This is a genomic window from Brevibacterium metallidurans (assembly GCF_037101285.1).
GTDB lineage: Bacteria > Actinomycetota > Actinomycetes > Actinomycetales > Brevibacteriaceae > Brevibacterium > Brevibacterium metallidurans.
In genome coordinates, this window is record NZ_BAAAAF010000019.1 from 15613 (window position 1) to 36342 (window position 20730).

The window sequence follows — 20730 nt, forward strand, 5'->3', positions numbered from 1 at the left end:
TCGGGTTCGGGGCCCGATTCGGGGTGGGATTCCTGGTCGTCTCATGGGCGAGGGCGGTGTAGAGTCCGGCCCACTGCTGCGGGCTGAGTTCGCGTGGCAATGCGTCTCCTCTGATGTGGTTGCGGTCCAAGGTCGAGTGCAGGCGGTGCCGGTTGGCGATCTTCATGGCGGTGAGGATTCCTTTCATTCCGCGTCCGCGACCGGTGAAGGCCGCGCGGACGAACTGCTGGTAGGAGGACCGATCCCGGTGCGGGATCAGTCCGGTCCGGTGACGGTCGATGGTGAGGATGCCGCCGTCGACGCTCGGCTTCGGGGAGAAGGCGCGGGCGGGGACGCGGTCGACTAGGCGGAAGTCGAACCACGGACTCCACTGCGCGGTCATCATCGTCGACCCGCCCACACCTGCGCGTTTGCGCGCTACCTCCCACTGGGTGACCAGCACGGCCGAACGCCAGGTCGAGGCGCGCAGGAGCTGCCGCAGGATGGGCGTGGTGAGGTGGAAGGGCAGGTTGCCGACGATGACCTCGGCGTCGAAGCGGGTCCTCAGAGCATCGGCGTGCTCGACTCGTGCCTGGGGGAATCGGTGTTCAAGATGGGCGATCCTCGTTTCGTCGATCTCCACGGGCGTGAGCGGTCGGCCGAGCCGGTAGAGCTCGGCGGTCACCGCGCCGGTTCCCGGTCCGATCTCGAGGATCGAACCCGTGGTGGCGCGGGTGAGGCCGACGATCGTGGCGATGGTGGTGCGTGAGCGCAGGAAGTTCTGGCCGAGTTCGTGCCGGCCCCCGGCCTGCGAATGCGGACGGTCGGAAATCTGATGGCGGGAGCTCTGCCGGTGAGAGCGGGGTCGTTGGGGTCGCATGCGTGGCGCTCCAGGAATGGGATGGAGTGCACCCGAGGCGACGTTGCGCGAAGACGCTGGTTAGCAGGCTTGCCCTGCCTCGAGGACGACGATGCTCAGAGAGTCGGTCCTGGCTGGAACAGTGCCCGCTCAGCGGGTCGTCGATGCGCGTCGCGTCGCCGGATGCTGATGACTATCCGGGAGGGCAGCGCGCAACTGCGAGTTCAGTGACTGCCCGATCCGTCAGCGGATCGGCGCGTTCCTGTGATGTCTGCGTGCGGCGATGGTGCCGACGCGATCAGTCGAATCCGAAGTCAGAGCTCAGCGGCTGAGGAGGAGGTGAGGAACGTGCGCGCTGTCAGGCGCGGCGGTCACGAATGTAGAAGTCGGGCGCGGTCATCGCGCAGCAATTCAATGTTCCCATGTCCGCCAAGCTAGCACAGTTTGGCGCGCTCGGACCAGGGGTGAGGCGAGATTCGGCAACGCCGAGGTGGTCGCAGCCTGCCTCGCGGTCGCCCTCGAGGACTACGTCCCGGCCTCAGCGTCGGGTGCGTCCTCGCCTTCCGCCCCCGCCTCGGCGAGGTTGAGCTGCCACGACACCCCGTATCTGTCGTTGAGCCAGCCGAAGGGCCCGAACCCGTAGTCGTTCAGCGGCATGAGCGCCTGCCCACCCTCGCCGAGGAGGCCGGCCCACAGCCTCTCGAGCTCGGTCTGCGTCGTCGCCCGGAAGAACAGCGACATCGACGGGGTGAAGTCGAAGCCGTGCTGGATCGGGCTGTCGATGATGTTGACCTGGATGCCCGCGATCGCGAAGGTCGCCAACCGGATCTGCCCGTCCATGCCCGGGGTCTCCGCTCCGTAGCGGTCGATGAGGACGACCTCGCCGGCGAAGAGGTCGACGTAGAAGCCCAGCGCTTCCTCGGCGCGCCCGCTCTGGAACATGAGGAACGGGGTGAGCTGCTGGATCCCTGACATGGGCATTCCCTTCGCCGAGGTGGTTGCGGGCTCCGGTCGGGCCGCCGAGGTGGCCGCCGCCTGACCGCGGACGGTGCGTGGTCTATTCGATGACTTCTCCGCTGATGATCTCGCCTCCGCCGTCGTCGCGACGGTTGACGCGCGGGTCGCCGGGCATGCCCGGCCCACCGGAGAGGCGCGGATCGGCGGCGATCCTGCGCAGTCGGGAGCCCAACCAGATGAGGGCGATGCCGACGAGGGCGATGAAGATCGAGAGGGTGAACACGAGCGCGGTGATGCCCGTTTCGGGGGAGAAGAGGAAGACCATGCCGAGCGCGACTCCGGCGACGGCGATGATCGTCAGCAGCCACCACGCCCGGACGCCGAGCTGGCGGACGAAGAGCGAGATGCTGATGCCGAAGACGCTGAGCGCGATGATCGCGAGTCCCGCGAGCACGGTGACGACGGCGGCGAAGAGCATCGGGGCGAAGAAGACGATGGCCGCGAAGACGATCATGAGGATCGACCGGAGAATGAGGGCGCCGGTGCGGCCCCCGCGCGGGGCGAGCACGATCGAGGTGACGGCGATGAGCGCGACCCAGCAGGCGAAGATGCGGGCGACCACCTCGGCGGAGGCATGGGGCCACCCCAGCATGAGCACTCCGACGAGGACGGCGATGACCCCGTTGACGATCACGACTGTTCCGGTGCGTTTGAGATCCATGGACCAAGCCTAGTCAGCGGGGATGGAAGGAGGCTGAGCACCCGGTGTTCGCGCGCGACTCAGCTCGGCTGTCTGTGCTCGCGGGACCGCGCCGGATGCTGCCGATTCCGGGGGCTGATGACGGGTGGAGTTGTCGCCTCGGCGGGGCTGACGGCATGCCAAGGGGTCCGCGGACTTGGCGCGGGCGACTGCATCGGCATCGGCCTCGGCGGAGTGGGTTGCCGTTGTGACGGGGGCGTCGACACTGCCGCCGCGGCAGCCCCATCGGCTTGCGCGTCGTCAGCGACATAGGCAGCCTCGTCGACAAGCCCAACCTCGTCGGCGTGCACGGATTCGGAGATCGCCTTGACCACCTCGTCGAGGTCATCGAGCGAATAACCCGTCGCCTCCATGAGCCGAGCGATGTCGACCTCGGAGTCACCGGCACCGTCCCCGTCGCCACGAGCGTTCCCGCGACCCTCGACGTCGCTTCGAGCACCGGCGGCTCCGTTCGGCCGCGACCCCGACGGGGTGTTGCCCTCGAGGAAGCGGAGGAGTTCGACGGGGAACGGCAGGACGAGCGTCGAATTGCGTTCCGAAGCGACCTCGACGATCGTCTGCAGCAGTCGCAGCTGGAGCGCCGAGGGGGTGTCGGCCATGGCGCCGGCGGCCTGGGCGAGTTTGTTCGACGCCTGCAGCTCGCCGTCGGCGATGATGATGCGCGAGCGGCGTTCGCGTTCGGCCTCGGCCTGCCGCGACATCGAACGCTTCATCGCCTCCGGCAGGGCGACGTCCTTGATCTCGACGCGGTCGATGTGGATGCCCCAGTCGACGGCGGGACTGTCGATCATGATGGCCAGACCCTGGTTGAGGCGTTCGCGGTTCGTCAGCAGGTCGTCGAGTTCGCTCTGGCCGATGATCGACCGCAGCGAGGTCTGCGCGACCTGCCCGACGGCGAGTTTGTAGTCCTCGACGTCGACGATCGCCTTCCGGGGATCGACGACCTTGAAGTAGATGACGGCGTCGACGCGCACCGTGACGTTGTCGCGGGTGATGCCGTCCTGCGCGGGGATCGGCATCGTGATGATCTGCAGGCTCACCCGCTGGAGCCGGTCGACGAAGGGCACGATCGCGGTGAGACCGGGTTCCTTCGCCTCGGCGGTGACGCGGCCGAGTCTGAAGAGCACTCCGCGTTCGTACTGCCGAACGATTTTGAGGCTGTTGGCCGCTGTGATGGCGCCGAGGCCGACGAGCCCGATGAGGATGTAGAGGAACAGCATCACGATCGCCTCCCCTGACGAATGCTGCTCCTTCAACGCTAGCACTCATGCGGGGAAAAGGACCCGGAGATCGTGCAATGCTCGGCCGATTGCCGAGCTTCCTCAAGACTCAGAGTGCCCCGTGACGACTCCGCGTTCCCGGGACGACACCGCGAGATTCCTCAAGACTCCGCGCGCTCCCGGGCGAGGAGGCGTCGCCCTGCAGGGTAGGCGGCGAGGGATTCGGGGAGTCGGACGCGACGACCGGAGGCGAAGGTCGCGATGATCTCGCCGAGGCGGTCCTCCGCCCCAGCCGAGCGCGCAGTCCCCGCACCGCCGGATGCCGCGGTGTCTGCACTCGGAGCTGCCGTGACCGGGTCGAGCCCGATGCGCCGCAGGGTCTGCTTCGCGACGGGGACGGGTGAGTCGAAGAGTGTGATCGCGCCGGCCCGGGCGGCGGTGATGCGATCGGCGACGAGGCCGTAGTGCGTGCACCCGAGGACGATCGTCTCCATGCCCGGGTCCATCTGTGACAGCGCCGCGTCGATCGCTGTGTCGATCGTGTCCACATCGGCTGAGTTGATCGCCTCGGCGAGTCCCGGGCAGGCGACCTGGGCGACGGAGAGGTCGCCGGCGAAGGTGTCGATGAGGGTCTGCTGGTAGGCGCTGCCGGTCGTGGCCGGGGTCGCCCAGATCGCGAAGTCCTGACCCGTTCCGGCCGCCATCTTCACCGCCGGCACCGTGCCGATGACGGGGATGTCCGGTTCGTAGCGGGCGCGTACTGCCTCAAGGGCCTGCACCGAGGCGGTGTTGCAGGCGATGACGATCGCGTCGGGTTCCCATTCGGCGAGCACCGCCGCCGAGTTCAGCGCCCGTTCCTCGAGAGCCTGCGCACTGAGACTGCCGTAGGGGGTGTAGTCGGGGTCCATTGCGAGCACGAGATCCGCGTGCGGGGCGAGGTGGAAGAGGGCATCGGCGGTGCCGAGGAGACCGAGGCCCGAGTCGAGGAGTCCGATTCTCGTCATGCCTCGTCCTCCTGCTGTGTCGTACCCTGCCGGGGATGCGCGAACTCCCTGATCTCTTTCAGATGCGCGCGGGTGAGTCCGTGGGCGAAGTCGGGGGCGATGATCTTCAACCGCTCCGCCGAGTACTTCTCTGCGAAGTACTGCCTGGTCACCGGGGCTTGGAGATCATCGTCGATCCACACCGCGCGCTGGTGCCCGTGCGAATCGAGCCAGTCCTCCATAGCTCTGGCCTTCCACCACAGCTGCGGGTCGTTGGCATAGCGGTTGTGGGTGTCGTCGGGCATCTCGATGACGTCGAAGGAGTTGCGCAGACCGAACTTCGGTTCGAGCTCCGTCTTGCACCGCTGCGACCACGTCGAGAGCCACACGACGTCGACCTCATGGGTCTCGACGAGACGGTCGAAGAATTCGACGACGGAGGGACGGTAGTGGAGTTCGTAGTCCCAGGCCTGTAGCTTCTTCCGCCCCTCGGTCATGAGCCGCAGTTGCGGGACCGGGTAGGAGTTGAGGACGCCGTCGACATCAAGGAAGACGGTGACATGGCGTGCCTGCCGACGCGCCGAGACCGGCGACGAGGATGCAGCTGCCATCGTTCCTTCCAGATTGCGGCCTGCGGCCGGTGGCGACCCGATAGTCTGAGGGCAGGTCGACGGTCGATCACTGATGAGTTCGATCCCAGAATACCGGTCGAAGCTGAGGGAGATCAGGCCGCCATGTATCGGGAGGTGAGCATTCCCCGGCTCCACGCCGCCCTGTGGATCTCGGAGCCCGATCTCGACGCGTCCGCTGCTGGGTCCCCGGAGTCCGAGACACCCCGGGTCATCGTCCCCGACGGCTGCATGGATCTCATCGTCATGGGTTCGACCGCGGTCATCGCCGGAGCCGATTCGACGGCGCGGAGGATCACGACCGGTCCCGGCCGGGCCGTGGGTCTGCGCTTCGACCCCGGCGTCCTCCCGCAGCTGCTGAGGACATCGGCGGCCGAGCTCGCGAACCAGGTCACCCCCATCGCCGAGGTCGTCACCCGGGCCCCGTCGTTCCACCTCGGCGGGAGTGCCGGTGACGATGCGCGGGAACTCCTCGACCTCGCCGAGGCGCTCGCCTCCCGCACGGTCATCGACGGCCGTCCCCTGGCGCTCGCCCGGGCCCTCGCGCAGCCCCGGGTCCCGGCAGGGTCTCAAACGTTCGCCGGTTCCGCTGGGTTCGCGGGTTATCCGGTGTTCGTTGGTTCGGGCGCAGGGTCGATCGCCGAGGTGGCCGCCGACTTCGCGTATTCCCCGCGGCAGCTGCGGCGGCTGTCCGCCGCCTGGTTCGGCTACGGTCCGAAGCATCTGGCGAAGATCCTCCGCTGGCGCAGCGCCCGCGAGCTCATCGCCGCAGGTCACACGCGTGCCGCGGCGGCGGCGCTGGCAGGGTATGCCGATGCCGCGCACCTGTGGCGGGACGAGCGGGCTCTGCTCGGGCGGTGAGCCGAGCACGCCTCGAACGGTGAACCGGTCAGCCGAGTGCGGCGAAGAGGTCGACGGTGTTCCCGTCGGGATCGGCGATGACGGCGTAGCGCTGGCCCCAGAACGCATCCCACGGTTCCTTGACCGCTGCTGCCACGGGATCCCCACCGGACCCGCCGGTGAGCTGGGCGAAGGTCGCATCGACCGCCTCGGCGGTGCTGCAGTCGAAGGCCAGGGACATCCTGTGTCCGCCGGTCGGCCGTGTCCATTCGGGGTCGATGCTCAGCATCACCGCCTCGGTGTCGAGGAGGACGCGGATGGTGCCGGACGAGAACTCCGTGTGCGGTGCGTCGGGGCCGCCGTCGACGAGCTCGAGGCCGAGCGCGGAGTAGAACGTGACGGCCTGGGCCATGTCTGCTGTGACGATCGAGATCGCATCGAGTTTCATGAGCACCACACTAGGCGGGTGGAGCGGAGCGGGCATGAACGAATCGGCCATGTTTATACGATGACGTTCGGGAGGCCCACTGGACGATGCTCGGGAAGCACACTGAGGGGACGTTGGGACTGCGCGCCCGCCTCGGCGGGGTGGGCCTACTCGGTCAGACCGTCCTCGATGGCGAGGTAGGGCGCGAAGACGGCGCGGATCTCATCGGTGAGCGGAGTCGGACGCCCGGTCTGCCGGTCGATGTGGACGAGGACGACGTCGGAGTCGATGACCTTCCGACCGCTCTGCTCGCCGACCGTGTTGACCGTGAACGACGAGGTGCCGATCCGGGTGACGGTCACCGTGAGATTGAGCTCGGGGCCGTACATGACGGGGACGAGGTAGTCGATCGACTGATGGGCGACGAGGAGGCCGCCGCCGGTGATGTGCGTGGCCTTCTCCTCGTGGAGCCAGCGCACGCGGCACTCCTCGATGAGGGTGATCATCCGGGCGTTGTTGACGTGGCCGAGCAGGTCCTGATCGGACCAGCGCACCTCGGGAGAGTACTCGAATGTCTTCACGGCCGCGCTGCCTCCATTGTCGAAACTGATCGAACGTTCTACAGTAAATCAGGATCGGCCGAGGAAAGGGAAATCCATGACGACGGAGACGACGAGCGTCCTCAACGGGGTGCGGGTCCTCGATCTCGGCGGCATCGGGCCCGGCCCGTTCGCCTCGATGATGCTCGCCGACCTCGGCGCCGAGGTGATCCGCCTCGACCCGCCCGCAGGCACCGGCACACCGATGAACCCTGTGCTCGATCGCGGGAAGAAGTCGGTGACCGCCGACCTCAAGAGCGCCGAGGGCATCGCGCTCGCCCGTGCGATCGCGGCCCGCTCCGACATCGTCATCGAGGGCTTCCGACCTGGCACGACCGAGCGCCTCGGACTCGGACCCGCTGACCTCCACGCACTCAACGCGGCTCTCGTCTACGGGCGCATCACCGGCTACGGGCAGGACGGGCCGAAGGCGCAGAAGGCCGGACACGATCTCGGCTACATCGCCTCGACCGGACTCCTCGCCCAGCTCGGCCGTGCGGGCGGACCGCCGCAGTTCCCGGCCAACCTCCTCGGCGACTTCGGCGGCGGGGGCATGCTCCTCGTCGTCGGTGTCCTCGCCGCCCTCACGGGCGCGCGCGAGACCGGCACCGGCACCGTCGTCGATGCGGCGATGGTCGACGGCGCCAATCTCCTCTATGCGATGATGCACGGCTTCGCGGCGATGGGGCTGTGGCATCATGACGCTCCCGGGCGGAACCTGCTCGACTCCGGTGCTCCGTTCTACGACGTCTACCCGACCGCCGATGACCGGTACGTCTCGGTCGCCGCGATCGAAGCGCCGTTCTTCGCCGAGTTCGTCCGCGCCCTCGACCTCGAGGACGCCCTGCCCGAACCGCTGGAGACCCTCGACCATTGGCAGCCCACGTACTGGCCGGCGCTGCGCGCGCTCATCGCCCCGGCGATCGCCGCCCGCACGCAGGCTGAACTCGTCGAGCTCTTCGCCGGCCGTGACGCGTGCGTCGAACCCGTGCTCTCGATGGCCGAGGCGAAGACCGACCCGCACAATACGGCACGCGGTCTCTTCACCACCGACGCCGACGGCATCGACCAGCCGACCCCGGCCCCGCGATTCGCCCCGGCCGGAGGGTTCGTCCCGGCGACGGGCGAGAGGTCAGGGGGAACGGGGACGCCGCGACCGCCTCGGCGGGCACCGCTCATCGGCGACGACACCGCTGCGGTGATCGCGGAACTCGGCCTCGACCAGACCGCCGATCCGGACGTCGGATAACGATCGTGACACCGGATAACGATCGTGACGACGCCGGGTCGGGGGAGTACACGTGTGCGGTAGGGTGAGGTGCGCCGGATCGCCGCAGGTGGGACGGCCGACCTTTCCCCGATGGAGCTGAGCAGTATGAGCAATGGGACCCAGTCGATCGACCGGGCGGCACAGATCCTGTCGCTCGTCGTCAGGGCCGACGACCCGATCTCCTACACCGAGGTCGTCGAGACCACCGATCTGGCCCGCTCGACCGTCTCCCGGCTGCTGTCCGCGCTCGAGCGCAACGGACTCGTCGAACGCAACGGCGAGGGCCTCTACCGCGGGGGCTCCCTCTTCGCCACCTACGCCTCCCGCTTCGACCGGGTCGAGACCCTCGTCGCCGCCGCCGACCCGATCCTCCAACGCGTGAGCGAGGAGACCGGGGAGACCGTCAACCTCGCCGTGCCGAGCTCGAACGCCGTCGTCCAGGTCGCACAGGTCGATTCGACCTTCGTCCTCGGGGCGACGAACTGGGCCGATGTCACGGTCCCCTCCCACGCCTCGGCGCTGGGGAAGGTGATGTACGCCTTCGGTGCGATCCCCGTGCCCACCGGCCGCCTCGAACGCCTGACCCCGCGCACGCTCGGATCGCGCAAGGAGCTCATGACCGACCTCGCCGAGGTGCGCGACCGCGGGTTCGCCGTCGTCCACGAGGAGTTCGAGCCGGGCCTCGACGCGCTCGCCGCCCCCGTGTTCGGCACCGACGATCAGGTCGTCGCGGCCGTGGGGATCTCGGGACCGACGATGCGCATCGCCGAGAACCACGTCCGGTTCGGCGAGCTCCTCGTCGCCGAGTCCGGTCTGCTCTCCCGCAGCCTCAAACGCAAGGTGAGCTCCCGGTAGGACGGGGTCCGGTCGGGTGCCTTCCGGCGTAGAGGTGCTCGCCTCGCCGAGGCGGCCGCTCACACTCCGCGCACGTGGCCGAGCTTGTCCGGGTTGTTCACCTGCCGCAGGCCCCTGATGAGGCCGTCGGTTCCGAGTTCGATCTCCAGCACCCGGGTGTCGCCGTCGCGAAGCACGGCGAGTGCGATCCCGCCGTTGACCTCGAGGATCTCCGACATGTGCCGGCCGTCGAGGTCCTCGGGAGTGAGCACTCCGGCGAGGAAGCGCACGATCTTCTCGGCGCCGAAGATCGGATTGACCGCGCTCGCCGCCTTCCCGCCGCCGTCGCTCCAGTAGACCGCGTCGTCGGCGAGCAGTGCCCGCAGCGTCGCCTCGAGGTCGGCGCTGTGGATGGCGTCGACGAGGCGCTGCAAGGCTCTCGGGTCCGCTGGCGCGGAGACCTCGCGGTCGAGATCGAGGCGGCGGGTGGCCCGGGAGATGAGCTGCCGGACAGCGGCAGGGGACTTGTCGAGGATGCGGCCGATCTCCTCGGCGGGCATATCGAAGGCCCGGGCGAGCACGAGGGCCGCACGCGATTCGGGGCTGAGCTGCTCGGCGAGGTGGAGCACGGTGAGGGAGAGGAGTTCGCGGTTGGCCACGGCCTCCTCGGGGAGGGCATCGGTGGCGACGGGCTCGGGCAGCCACGGACCCGGGTAGTCCTCCTTGATGCTCGCGAGATGGCGGGCCCGGTCGATGGACTTGCGCACGCCCACCGTCGTCAGCCATGCCGGCCACGACCGCACCTGACCGGACTCGCGTTCGGCGACGACGGCGGCCATGCCCACCTCGGAGACGACGTCCTCGGCATGGCCGACGTCGCCGAGCATCCGATACGCGATGCCGAAGAGGCGGCCCCGGCCCTGCTCCCAGGCCACGGTCGCCGGAGTTCTGGTTTCGGTGGTGTCCACGCATATCATTCTGGACCATCTCGGTGAGGGATCGCAGTCGATCGGGGGATCGCCGGGGATCGGAAGATCGCCGCGGACTGCGGGGTCACTGGGTTTCGCCCGGTCCCTGCGATGGGTCGGAGGCGGTCTCGACGACGGGAACGGTCTCGGTCGAGATCGCGAGCCGGTTCCACACGTTGATCGTCGAGATGGCCACGAGGAGATCGCCGAGGGCTTCGGCGTCGAAGTGCGCGGCGACGCCGTCCCAGATCTCGTCGGTGACGCTGTCGGGGCCGATCTTCGTCACCGCGTCGGTGAGGGCGAAGACGCTGCGTTCGCGTGCGTCGAAGAGAGCTCCGGTGTGCTCCCAGGCGGCGACCCCGGCGATCCGGCGCAGGGGCATGCCCATGGCGGCGAGGTCGGTCGAATGCATGTCGACGCAGAAGCCGCAGCCGTTGACGATCGAGGCGCGCAGTTTGATGAGGTCGTAGAGTTCGGCGCCGAGCGCTTCCCGGCAGTACGTGTCCATGCGCGCGACTGCGGCGTAGGCCTTCTTGTTCACCTGGTCGAGGCTGATGCGGGTCATGGGGGTCCTCTCGTGTCTGAAGTTCCACGGATTTCGTTCCGGTCGCGGGCACGCGGATGCGCCCGTCATCAGAGGTGTCGGATGACGGGCGCGGAGTGTGACAGGGGAACGGGTCGGATCAGGTCGGTCGGCGGGCTCGGTCGGTCGGGGTGATCGCTCAGGACACCACCGAGGTGGGGTCGGGGTCGCCGAGGAGCTCGAGCTGCTTGCGCCGCCACGCCTCGGTGTCCTTGATCTGGTTGAACGTGTAGATGTGGAGGCCGCCGATGCCCATGTACGGGTCGTCGAGGACGGGGGAGAGGCGGTCGAGGAACTTCCTCGGGTTGTAGCCGCCGGGCTTGGCCATGCGCGTGAAGGTGGCGGTGTTCTTCCGCAGGAAGCGGGTCGATTCGCCGACGCCGATCTTCGTCGCGACCTTGGCGAGCTTGGCGAGCTCGACCTTGCCCGCGATGCCGAGGATGAGGGGGAGTTCGATGCCGCGGGCGCGGACGCGGGCGAGCCACGTGCTCACTATCCCCGGGTCGAAGCAGAGGTTGGAGACGATCTGGGTCGCGTAGTCGCGCTTGTCCCACATCGCCTGGACGGTGACGTCGTCGGGGATGATGGGGTGCGATTCGGGGTAGGCGCTCACCCCGATCTGCGTGATCGGCGGGGCCATGGAGGTGAGGTCGACGAGGAGGTCGAGGGCGCTCGCATACCCGCCGGCCGGGGGAGTGGCGTCGCCGGCCGGGACGAAGATCGTGTCGATCCCGGCGTGTCCGAGGCGATCGAGGATCTCTTCGAGTTCGGTTCGTCCCTGCACCATGCGGGCTGCGATGTGGGGGACGGCCGTGTATCCGAGGGCTTGGAGCTGCTCGGCGGTGGAGAGGGTCGCTTCGAGGCTGAGCCCCGTCGACGCGGTGACGGTGATGGTCCTACCTGGGACGACGTGCTCGCTGATGCGATCGACGATGCCGGCCGTCGGCAGGACTTCGTAGCGTGCGGACTTGAGCAGGGTGCGGAGTGCAGAGGCAGACAACGGTGTCTCCTTCCGGCAAGGAGCTTTGCGGTGAGGATCGGCGGGGTTCCTCCGGCTGAAATTCTCAGCCGTATGTCCTTGCGTCTCGTGTGTCCTCGATTCTACACTCAAATCACCCATAATATGGGAATCGAGTTCCATAATATAAAACTGTGTATGCAGGGGGAACACCATGGACAATAACGTTCCATCCGTTGATCAGAGCGACAGAGGCGTCCCGATCAACCTGAGGCAGTCCGGCCCGACCCCAGTGGAAATGCTCATCGACACCCGGGTGCGCAAGTCCCCGTACTGGGAGCTGTCCATGCAGCAGGGCTGCTGGAGGGCCTCGATCTACAACCGCATGTACCACCCGCGCGGCTACATCCCTCGCGAAGAGGGCGGGATGATGGCCGAGTACCAGCCGCTCGTCAACGACGTGACCCTGTGGAACGTCGCCGTCGAACGGCAGATCCAGGTCAAGGGTCCCGACGCCGAGGCGTTCGTCAACTACGTCATCACCCGTGACGCGACGAAGATCCCGGTGATGCGCGCCCGCTACGTCATCCTGTGCAACGAGGCAGGCGGGATCCTCAACGACCCGATCCTCCTGCGTGTCGCGATCGATGAGTTCTGGTTCAGCCTCTCCGACACCGACCTCATGCTCTGGCTCCAGGGCGTCAACGTCGGCAAGAAGTTCGACGTCACGATCCAGGAGATCGACGTCGCGCCGGTGCAGGTCCAGGGACCGAAGTCCGTCGATGTCATCGCCGACCTCGTCGGGGAGGAGGCGCGCGAACTGCCGAGCTACGGGCTCATGGACGCCCAGGTCGGCGGTCGGGACGTCATCATCTCCCAGACCGGGTTCACCGGGGAGAAGGGCTACGAGATCTACCTCAGGGATGCGACGAAGTATGCCGAGGACATGTGGAACGCCGTGCTCGCCGCCGGCATCCCCTACAACCTCCGGGTCGTCGCCCCCAGCCACCACAGGCGGATCGCCGCGGGCATCCTCTCGTGGGGTCAGGACATGGACTTCGAGACGCTGCCGTTCCAGGTCAACCTCGGTTATCAGGTGCCGCGGAAGAAGGAGGCGGACTATATCGGCAAGGAGCGCCTCGAGGAGGTTCGGGCACAGCTCGAGGCCGGCAATCCGCCGTACAAGACGCAGCTCGTCGGGCTCGTCCTCGGCGGCAACCCGATCACCGACTACGCGCCGGACTTCTGGCTGGTCAGCGACACCCCCGAGGGGGAGGCCGTCGGGTATGTGACCTCGCCGTGGTACTCCCCGGAGCTCGAGTCGAACATCGCGATGGCCCATGTGCCCGTCGCACAGGCTGAGCTCGGCACCGAGTTCTGGGTGCACTTGCCCGAACCGTACGCGGACACCCCGGGTGTCCCGGTGCGCGCCGAGGTGGTCGAGATGCCGTTCCGCCCGAGCGTCAACCCCAACCAGCGTGAACGCCTCAAGGTGAAGGGCCTCGACGCGGCGATCTGAGACATCGGAGCCGTCTCAGCCGTCTGAGCAGGCGGTCCTCTGATCCGGGCGCGGTCACTGTGCGAGAAGCCGGTGGCCGCGTTCGCCTGTCCGGGGGCGGAGCATCTGGGCTCAGCTCCGATTTTGTCTTCCGGCCGGCGATAGAGCGGAAGCTGGAGATTGTCGGTGAGACACTGAATCAGTTGGGTGCGACGTGGAGTCGACCGAACGGGTGCCGGAGCTCGAGATGATCGTCAGTTTGCGGAGATCATTCCCGTGATTCGCCCTGTCGCCCTCGAGGGACCCGCATCTTTCCCGCCTGAAGGGCTGACGTGTCGCCACATCCGCAGGGGTGGGTTCGCGAGTATCCGGTCGCCGGGAACCGATCATGACGGTTGCCGGCCGAGGTAAGCCAGGAAACGGTCGCTCGGGCAAGCCGTCGAGGCGAGAGGGATTGCTGGAGCAAAGCTCGAACGTCTCTCCTCTTCGCCGAGGCAGCCATCGATGAATGCGAGCAACGCAGTTGCCGTTGCTTCGGGAACGGGTTGCCCAGTGCCGAGGGCACTGTTGATGTCCCAGCCGTGAGCCGCGAATTCATTTGCCGCCGCGCGGGCGGCCGCTGGGAAGTGCACGGTCCATACCAAGCTTGTCGTTGTATTCGTAAGGGTCTCGATGACCGCAGTGATCCGTTCTTGAGCCAGCACGGTCGGCTCGGGAGTGTCCTCGGGGCGAGGAGTCGGCGCGGTCAATGTGCCGGACTGGGCATAGTCGAGGATTGCGTCGGAGACGTCCGCAAGATGAAGGGCGATGTCGCGAACGTTCCAGTCCGCACATGGTGTGGGGCGTTCGAAGTCTGAGTTTTCAACGGCTGAGAGCGCATCCAGCGCGTAAGCGGCCGCGCTGGCGAATACGGCAAAATCCTCTGCAGTGTCCTTGTTGCTGGGTGCAGCCATGATCGGTCTCTCTTCATGAAAAGAAGTCGTGTCAGTCTGACAGCGACGTGGATGGGTGATCGGCCATCGCTTCGGCGATGCGCGCTATTCGGTTGAGCCGAGCATCCCAGGCGTCACCAACGGTGGTCAGCTGCGCTACCGCACGGGCGAACTGGGCGTTATCGAGTCGGTATTGTCTTTCGCGCCCTACTTGGAGGGCATGGACCAGGCCCACTCGGTCCAATACCGCCAGGTGTTTCGCAACTGCCTGCCTGGTCACGGGAAGTTGATTGCCGAGCGTGGTTGCGGTGGCGGAGTCGGTGCTCAGAAGCAGATCGAGCATGCGACGTCGAGTAGGGTCTCCGATTGCCGACCACAGCTCGTCATCGACCTTTCTGTGCTGGTTCGTCGAATTCATGCCTTCTGTGCCAGACTTTCCGCGTAGGGCCCGAGCTTCGGCAGGAAGTAGTCCCATCCCTGCACGTGTTCGCGGTACTGCTCCTCGAGGACTGCGGCTTCCCAACCCATTTCGCGAAATCCCGTCTCAGTGAATCGTAGAAGTGTTCCTTCGCCTGAAGGTCTCAGTTCGAACGTGACCAGCATCGAATTGCCGGGAGATGCGTCCTCGCCGACTGGATGGGTCCACCTGAAGGCGAATCGATTCGGCGGGCTGACGTCGACGATCGTGAGCTGGACGGCGATTCCGCCGGAGTCGAGATCTCCGAATCGGATTTCCCCGTTGGCGCCCTCGGCGACTTCGTAGAGCGCTGAGTCCGGCCACCATTCCTTGATGTGCTTTGGGTCGCTGACCGTCTGAAAGACGACATCCGGTGGCGCGTTGACATAGTTCTCGCGCTCGATCGATCCATACTCCACGACATCCTCCTGCAACCCTTGGTTGCAAGAAATCATATTCCGAGCATGCCTCTTATGCAACCGAAAGTTGCATATTCGGGTGCAAGTCGACATTCTCCGCATCTGGGCGATTTCCACGTCGGTCGTGCCGTGAATCCCAGCGCCCGGTCGTCGTGCTGCAGGCTCTCTCGTCTCCGTTGCCTGTGGTTCCACAGAACCGCTGAAGTGTTGCAATCAGCCCGCAGCTCCTCACCTCTGCGGTGCAGCGCCATGATCTGCTCGCGCCCGGGGAGGTGAGGCGACGGAGCATGACGGGCACTCTCACCGGCCGGGCTTCGTCCACGCGAGCGTGTATCGGAACCCGAGCCGGTGCCGGAAGTGCGCGCCCGGCAGGTGACGGTGGGCCGCCTCGGCGACCTGGTCGAACGTCATCGTCGGATCGGTCACAGGGAACGGATCGGGCCGACCGCCAGCGGTCTCGGACCGTCGCAGGTCCCCTCGCCGAGGCGGGAGGTTCTTTGCGATCCCGATGACCGGATTCGTCGCCGCCGAGATCCCCTCCCACAGGTAGTCGCGGGGTGTGGCCGAGAGCGCGAGGCCGACGACGAGGAGCCGACCGCCGGGGGAGAGGAGGCGGGCTGCCTCGGCGAGGGTCTCATCGGCGTCGACGTGGTGGAGGGCGGCGATCATCGTCACCAGGTCGAGCGGCTCGGGCTCCGTCTCGGGGCCGAGGTCACGCAGCTGCGCATCGTCGACGACGACGTTGTCCAACCCCGCACAGCGAACCCGCGCATCGGCACGCATCTGCGCCGAGGTGTCGGTGCCGTGGACCTGCCGGAACTCCCCGGCGAGCTGAGCGAGGAGATCACCCTGTCCGCACCCGAGCTCGATCGCCCCGCGCCTGCGGGCGGGCAGATTCGCAAGGATCCAGGGGTGGAAGTGGTCGTTGTGGCTCCACGGAAACCGGTCGTTGATGCGGTCGAGGGCAGGGGCAACCCGATCGAGGACCTGAATCGCCCGCTCCGTCATCCGTGATCTCATGCGCCCGCGGATCAACCCCGCTGGGACCGCGCCTTCACCTTGGCCAGCAGCTCCGCCTCGGCGTTGGGGCCGGCCTTGACCCCACCGGGCAGGCGGAGCATGAAGATGACGCCGACGATGAGCCAGGCGGCGAACATCGCCCACGACTGCCAGGCCAGCTGCGCGGAGAACGGGGTGATCGGGATGTAGAGGATGAAGAGGACGAGGGTGAGCACGGCGGCGATGACGCCGATGACCATGCCGCCGTTGCCGGCACCGCCGATGCGCAGGGGACGGGCCATGTCGGGCTCGTTCTTCCGCAGGACGATGAACGCGATGCTCACGAGGAAGTAGGCGATGACGATCGCCGGCGAGCCGGCATCGACGATCCACCCGAGGGCCGCCGCGCCGAGGAACGGGGCGAGCGCGGAGAGGATGCCGATGAAGATGATCGAGTTGACCGGGGTGCGGTACTTCGGGTGGAGCTTGCCGAACCAGGCGGGGATCATCCCGGCCACGGCCATCGCCCACATCAGCCGCGAGGAGCCCATGAGGAACGCGTTCCACGAGGTGATGATGCCGGCCAGACCGCCGGCGATGACGATCTTGCCCCACACGGGTGAGCCGAACATCGCCGCGAGCGCATCCGCGGTGACGAGGTCGTGGCTGGTCAGCTCCGAGGCGGGGATCGCGAGCGAGGTCATCCAGATGATGACGATGTAGAACACGATCGCCATGAGCACGGAGACGACGACGAGCTTGCCGATCTTCTTCGCCGGCAGCTTGATCTCCTCGGCCGACTGCGGGATGACGTCGAAGCCGACGAAGAGGAACGGGACGACCGCGACGACGCCGATGAACCCGGCCGCACCGCCGGTGAAGAGGGGTTCCGTGTTCGCGGGGTCGCCGCCGACGAGTCCGCCGGTGAGCAGGAGGAGGGCGACGATGATGAGGAACGAGACGACGAACGTTTGGACGAGGGAGGCCAGACGCACACCGCGGATGTTGATCCAGGCGATGACGATCGCGGTGACCGTGCCGATGAGCGCCCACGTGAGGTAGACGTCGGTGTCGGCGATCGTCCACAGCTTGATGTACTCGAGATCCGGGAAGAGGTAGAGCGCGGTCCGCGGCACGGCGACCGCTTCGAACATGACGACGCTGATGTAGCCGCCGGTGATCGCCCACGACCCGAACAGCGAGATCTTCGGGCCCATCGCCCGGATGAGGTAGTTGTGCTCACCGCCGGCGTGGGGCATCGCGGCGACGAGTTCGGAGTAGACGGTGCCGACGAAGCACATGATGATGCCGCCGACGGCGAACGCGAGGATCGCCCCCAGGGTTCCCGCCCCGGTCAGCCATTCCCCGGTGAGGACGACCCAGCCGAAGCCGATCATCGCGCCGAAGCCGATGAACAGGGCGTCGACGGTGCCCAGTGCCTTGACGAAGCCGTGGCCTCTGTCGTCCGTCTCTGCGTGCTGAGTGCTCATGGCGCCTCCCTCATCGTGTGCTGCTGACCCCGCCGAGGTGGCAGGCCGTTCCCGCCGAGGTGACGGGCAGACCCCGCCGAGGCTGCCGATCGTGACCGCCTCGTTCCCGTGGGTACATGCACAGTAACAGGATTCTGAGAGTTTACTTGGCGGTAGTTGAGGCATTTCGGGGTACGACGATGTCGGGTGCTAGATTTCCCTCTGTGCACAGCACACATCGAAATGCGATCGTCCGGGTGGTGATGGGATACCTGACGGCGTTGGTCGTCGGGACCGGTCTGCTCATGACCCCCGCCGCGACCGTGGCGCCGGGCGGGATCTCACTGCTGTCCGGACTCTTCACAGCCACCTCGGCGCTCAGCGTCACCGGCCTCGTCGTCCTCGACACGGGCCAGGACTTCACGTTCTTCGGTCAGATCGTCATCGTCTGCCTCATCCAGGTCGGCGGTCTCGGCGTCCTCCTGCTCACCACCCTGCTCGCTCTCGTCGTCGCCGGTCGTGCCGGCCTGCGGCTGCGCCAGTCCGTGGCGTCTGAGACGAAGAGCTCGGGAATCGGCGGGATCAAGCCGATGGTCCTGCGCATCATCGGACTGACCCTGACCACCGAGGCGGTCGTCGCGGTCCTCCTCTACCTGCGGTTCCGGTTCTTCTACGGCGATCCGGTCGGGGAAGCCGTGTGGAGCGCGATCTTCCACGCGATCTCCGCGTTCAACAACGCCGGGTTCGGACTCAACAGGGACAGCCTCATGGCCTATGTCGCCGACCCCTTCGTGTGCGGGCCGATCGCGATCGCCGTCATCCTCGGCGGGCTGGGCTACCCCGTGCTCATCGAGCTCTTCCGCAAGTACCGCTTCCCACTCACCTGGTCGATGACGACCCGCGCGGTCGTCGTCGTCACCCCGCTCCTCCTGCTCGGCGGCACCGTCTTCATCGCCGCGATCGAATGGACCAACCCGGCGACCCTCGGCGCACTGGACTGGTGGGGACGGATTCAGGCGGCGGCGTTCCAGTCGACGATCACCCGCACCGCCGGCTTCAACTCGATCGACATCTCTGCGATGCACCCGGCGTCGTGGTTCGGCATGGACATCCTCATGTTCATCGGCGGCGGCCCGGCGGGCACCGCGGGCGGGGTGAAGATCACGACCTTCGTCGTCCTCGCCGCGATGACGTGGACCGAGGTCAGCGGCGGCCGCGCGGTCAACCTCTTCGGACGGCGGGTCTCCCGTTCCGTGCACCGGCAGGCGACGACGGTCATCGTCCTCGCCCTCGGCCTCATCGTCGCAGCGACGATGGCGATCATGCTCAACGCCCCCGAGCTGCGCTTCGACCGGATCCTCTTCGAGGTCGTCTCCGCGTTCGGCACGGTTGGGCTCTCGACGGGCATCACCGCGCAGCTGCCCGCGTTCAGCCAGGTCGTCCTCATCATCACGATGATCTTCGGTCGCCTCGGACCCGTCACCGTCGCCTCGGCGCTGGCCCTGCGCTCACGACCCATCCGCTACGAACTGCCCAAGGAGCGCCCGCTCATCGGCTGACCGGGCCCGCCCGGACAGCCGGGCGTCGCGGGCTCCCACCCCGGCCTCCACGAAACGTCACCCACCACGAAACGTCGTTCCAATGAAAGGACATCGAGATGAATGAGAGATCCTGGCTCGCTCGCCCGGCCGCCTTCTTCGCCGGCGATGCCAAGCCGATGGCCGAAGCCGGTGCCGTCGCCGTCATCGGGCTCGGCCGGTTCGGCGGTTCACTCGCGGTCGAACTCGCCAAGCACGGCGTCGACGTCATCGGCATCGACAGCGACGAGGCCGTCGTCGCCGAGTACTCGGACAAGCTCGCCCACGTCTCACGAGCCGATGCCACCGACGAGGAGGTGCTGCGTCAGCTCGGCATCGACGACGTCAGCCGGGTGGTCATCGCGATCGGCAGCGACCTCGAGGCGAGCATCCTCGTCGCCTCCCGCATCCTCAAGCTCGGCAACCGGCACATCTGGGCGAAGGCGATCAGCGAGACGCACGCGGAGATCCTTCACCAGCTCGGCATCCGCAACGTCGTCCGCCCGGAGAACGATATGGGCCGCAGGCTCGCCCATCTCATCCGCGGTCACATCTCCGACTTCCTGCCTATCGACGAGGACTTCGTGCTCGCCCGCACGACCCCGCCGGTCCGCGTCTCGGATGTGCCCTTGGCCTCACTGGGCGTGCGCGCCGAATACGGGGTGACGATCGTCGCCGTCAAACGCGCCGGCGGGACGACGTGGGACATCGCCGACCGGGACATGACGCTCTACGCCGACGACGAGATCCTCATCGCCGGCCACCCCCGTGAGGTCGAGGCGTTCAGCGAACTCGACAAGGACACCGAGGGGTGAGGCCCTCGGCCGGCCGGGTGCGCGCAGAGGCACCGCGCACACCCTGAGCGTTCAATCGCCGAGGTCGACGACCTCGAACTCGAGGAGTTCGGCACCCGTCGACACAGGCTCCTTGCCGGTCGACTCGTGTGAGGACTTGCGGTTGGCCTTCCAGTTCTCGAAGTCCTCCTTCGTCGCCCACTGCGTGTAGACGAAGTAGCGGTCGCCACCGGCCGTGGGCCGCAGCAGCTGGAAGCCTTCGAAGCCCGGGGCGTTGTCGACCGAGTGCTTGCGCGCGGCGAAGCGCTTCTCGAGCTCGGGTCCCGCGTTCTCGGGAACCGTGAGGGTGTTGATGGCGACGACCGACATGTCTTCTCCTTGGGGTCGAGGGTGTGCCTGTTGTCCCCTCCGACACTACGACCGCACCCTGGGCCGGAGCTGGGCTGTCCGGATGCGGTCGCATGGCGTCTCGCCGTCGATGTGGTTGCGTGACGTCTCGCCGCTGGCCAGCGACGGTCGATGGGTGTTGAGGTGCCGGGTCAGCCGAAGCCCGGCGGCTTGCTCATCGCCCGGGCGAGAATTGGACGCTCAGCCCTCTGTGTCAGGCTGGGTGTGAGTCACTCCCGTACCGAGAGGAACTGGAGTACCATGACCATCACTCCTGGCTATACCGTCGATGAGATCCGTGATTTCGTCTACCAATACGAGAAGATCCCCCA

At 67.1% G+C, this 20730-nt stretch carries 23 protein-coding genes and 1 pseudogene; 7 read left to right on the top strand and 17 right to left on the bottom strand.

All coding sequences use genetic code 11. The features are described from left to right. Positions 1-52: 52 nt before the first annotated feature. The 6 genes and pseudogenes from erm to AACX88_RS16060 all read right to left on the bottom strand — a co-directional run. Positions 53-859: pseudogene (gene erm, locus AACX88_RS16035) on the bottom strand (23S ribosomal RNA methyltransferase Erm); the annotation flags it as partial. Between the two features lie 504 nt (positions 860-1363). Next, positions 1364-1813: a VOC family protein gene (locus AACX88_RS16040; protein WP_339393865.1), complete on the bottom strand. Its 450-nt coding sequence runs from the start codon at positions 1811-1813 to the stop codon at positions 1364-1366. Between the two features lie 82 nt (positions 1814-1895). Next, positions 1896-2516 carry an HdeD family acid-resistance protein gene (locus AACX88_RS16045; protein ID WP_339393866.1) on the bottom strand — a complete coding sequence of 207 codons (621 nt, stop codon included), beginning with the start codon at positions 2514-2516 and terminating at the stop codon, positions 1896-1898. A 59-nt stretch (positions 2517-2575) separates the two neighbouring features. Then, entirely contained in the window at positions 2576-3775 is a 1200-nt protein-coding gene (locus tag AACX88_RS16050) for a slipin family protein (protein WP_339393886.1), read from the bottom strand. A 161-nt stretch (positions 3776-3936) separates the two neighbouring features. Next, positions 3937-4779 (bottom strand): glutamate racemase, encoded by an 843-nt coding sequence (locus AACX88_RS16055; RefSeq protein ID WP_339393867.1) that lies wholly within the window; start codon positions 4777-4779, stop codon positions 3937-3939. Then, the gene (locus AACX88_RS16060) at positions 4776-5369 is read right to left on the bottom strand and encodes an HAD domain-containing protein (protein WP_339393868.1); all 594 of its coding nucleotides are present in this window, start codon (positions 5367-5369) and stop codon (positions 4776-4778) included. Before AACX88_RS16060 ends, AACX88_RS16055 begins: the two co-directional genes overlap by 4 nt. A gap of 135 nt (positions 5370-5504) precedes the next feature. On the opposite strand from AACX88_RS16060, the gene AACX88_RS16065 reads away from it, so the two are divergent. Further along, positions 5505-6248 (top strand): DUF6597 domain-containing transcriptional factor, encoded by a 744-nt coding sequence (locus AACX88_RS16065; RefSeq protein WP_339393869.1) that lies wholly within the window; start codon positions 5505-5507, stop codon positions 6246-6248. 28 nt (positions 6249-6276) lie between these two features. Here the strand turns inward: AACX88_RS16065 and AACX88_RS16070 are convergent, their stop codons facing one another. Then, positions 6277-6675: a VOC family protein gene (locus AACX88_RS16070; protein WP_339393870.1), complete on the bottom strand. Its 399-nt coding sequence runs from the start codon at positions 6673-6675 to the stop codon at positions 6277-6279. 146 nt (positions 6676-6821) lie between these two features. Next, entirely contained in the window at positions 6822-7235 is a 414-nt protein-coding gene (locus AACX88_RS16075; RefSeq protein ID WP_339393871.1) for an acyl-CoA thioesterase, read from the bottom strand. Positions 7236-7311: 76 nt separating this feature from the next. On the opposite strand from AACX88_RS16075, the gene AACX88_RS16080 reads away from it, so the two are divergent. Then, the gene (locus tag AACX88_RS16080; protein ID WP_339393872.1) at positions 7312-8502 is read left to right on the top strand and encodes a CaiB/BaiF CoA transferase family protein; all 1191 of its coding nucleotides are present in this window, start codon (positions 7312-7314) and stop codon (positions 8500-8502) included. A gap of 126 nt (positions 8503-8628) precedes the next feature. Further along, the gene (locus AACX88_RS16085; RefSeq protein WP_339393874.1) at positions 8629-9378 is read left to right on the top strand and encodes an IclR family transcriptional regulator; all 750 of its coding nucleotides are present in this window, start codon (positions 8629-8631) and stop codon (positions 9376-9378) included. A 59-nt stretch (positions 9379-9437) separates the two neighbouring features. Here the strand turns inward: AACX88_RS16085 and AACX88_RS16090 are convergent, their stop codons facing one another. The 3 genes from AACX88_RS16090 to AACX88_RS16100 all read right to left on the bottom strand — a co-directional run bounded on the left by AACX88_RS16090 (position 9438) and on the right by AACX88_RS16100 (position 11908). After that, positions 9438-10325: a sigma factor-like helix-turn-helix DNA-binding protein gene (locus AACX88_RS16090; protein ID WP_339393875.1), complete on the bottom strand. Its 888-nt coding sequence runs from the start codon at positions 10323-10325 to the stop codon at positions 9438-9440. Between the two features lie 85 nt (positions 10326-10410). After that, positions 10411-10890 carry a carboxymuconolactone decarboxylase family protein gene (locus tag AACX88_RS16095; protein WP_339393876.1) on the bottom strand — a complete coding sequence of 160 codons (480 nt, stop codon included), beginning with the start codon at positions 10888-10890 and terminating at the stop codon, positions 10411-10413. A 157-nt stretch (positions 10891-11047) separates the two neighbouring features. After that, a complete protein-coding gene (locus AACX88_RS16100) occupies positions 11048-11908 on the bottom strand; it encodes a methylenetetrahydrofolate reductase (RefSeq protein ID WP_339393877.1) in 861 nt (286 codons plus the stop codon). 256 nt (positions 11909-12164) lie between these two features. On the opposite strand from AACX88_RS16100, the gene AACX88_RS16105 reads away from it, so the two are divergent. Next, positions 12165-13385, top strand: coding sequence for a glycine cleavage T C-terminal barrel domain-containing protein (locus AACX88_RS16105; RefSeq protein ID WP_339393878.1), 1221 nt, complete (start codon positions 12165-12167; stop codon positions 13383-13385). 365 nt (positions 13386-13750) lie between these two features. Here AACX88_RS16105 and AACX88_RS16110 read toward each other — a convergent pair whose 3' ends face one another. The 5 genes from AACX88_RS16110 to AACX88_RS16130 all read right to left on the bottom strand — a co-directional run bounded on the left by AACX88_RS16110 (position 13751) and on the right by AACX88_RS16130 (position 17661). Further along, a complete protein-coding gene (locus AACX88_RS16110) occupies positions 13751-14317 on the bottom strand; it encodes a maleylpyruvate isomerase family mycothiol-dependent enzyme (protein WP_339393879.1) in 567 nt (188 codons plus the stop codon). Positions 14318-14348: 31 nt separating this feature from the next. Beyond that, entirely contained in the window at positions 14349-14714 is a 366-nt protein-coding gene (locus AACX88_RS16115; RefSeq protein ID WP_339393880.1) for an ArsR/SmtB family transcription factor, read from the bottom strand. Beyond that, positions 14711-15172, bottom strand: coding sequence for an SRPBCC family protein (locus tag AACX88_RS16120; protein ID WP_339393881.1), 462 nt, complete (start codon positions 15170-15172; stop codon positions 14711-14713). Before AACX88_RS16120 ends, AACX88_RS16115 begins: the two co-directional genes overlap by 4 nt. A gap of 300 nt (positions 15173-15472) precedes the next feature. Beyond that, positions 15473-16180 carry a class I SAM-dependent methyltransferase gene (locus tag AACX88_RS16125; protein ID WP_339393882.1) on the bottom strand — a complete coding sequence of 236 codons (708 nt, stop codon included), beginning with the start codon at positions 16178-16180 and terminating at the stop codon, positions 15473-15475. 23 nt (positions 16181-16203) lie between these two features. Beyond that, on the bottom strand, positions 16204-17661 hold the full coding sequence (locus tag AACX88_RS16130) for an APC family permease (protein ID WP_339393883.1): 1458 nt from the start codon (positions 17659-17661) through the stop codon (positions 16204-16206). A 242-nt stretch (positions 17662-17903) separates the two neighbouring features. Between AACX88_RS16130 and AACX88_RS16135 the strand changes: the two genes are divergently transcribed. Continuing rightward, positions 17904-19199 (top strand): TrkH family potassium uptake protein, encoded by a 1296-nt coding sequence (locus AACX88_RS16135; protein ID WP_249356695.1) that lies wholly within the window; start codon positions 17904-17906, stop codon positions 19197-19199. A 98-nt stretch (positions 19200-19297) separates the two neighbouring features. Further along, positions 19298-20032 (top strand): potassium channel family protein, encoded by a 735-nt coding sequence (locus tag AACX88_RS16140; protein ID WP_339393884.1) that lies wholly within the window; start codon positions 19298-19300, stop codon positions 20030-20032. Positions 20033-20083: 51 nt separating this feature from the next. Here the strand turns inward: AACX88_RS16140 and AACX88_RS16145 are convergent, their stop codons facing one another. Continuing rightward, positions 20084-20380 carry an antibiotic biosynthesis monooxygenase family protein gene (locus AACX88_RS16145; protein ID WP_009377486.1) on the bottom strand — a complete coding sequence of 99 codons (297 nt, stop codon included), beginning with the start codon at positions 20378-20380 and terminating at the stop codon, positions 20084-20086. A 150-nt stretch (positions 20381-20530) separates the two neighbouring features. On the opposite strand from AACX88_RS16145, the gene AACX88_RS16150 reads away from it, so the two are divergent. Then, the coding region (locus AACX88_RS16150) for a hypothetical protein (protein WP_339393885.1) at positions 20531-20730 on the top strand (200 nt) is incomplete at its 3' end.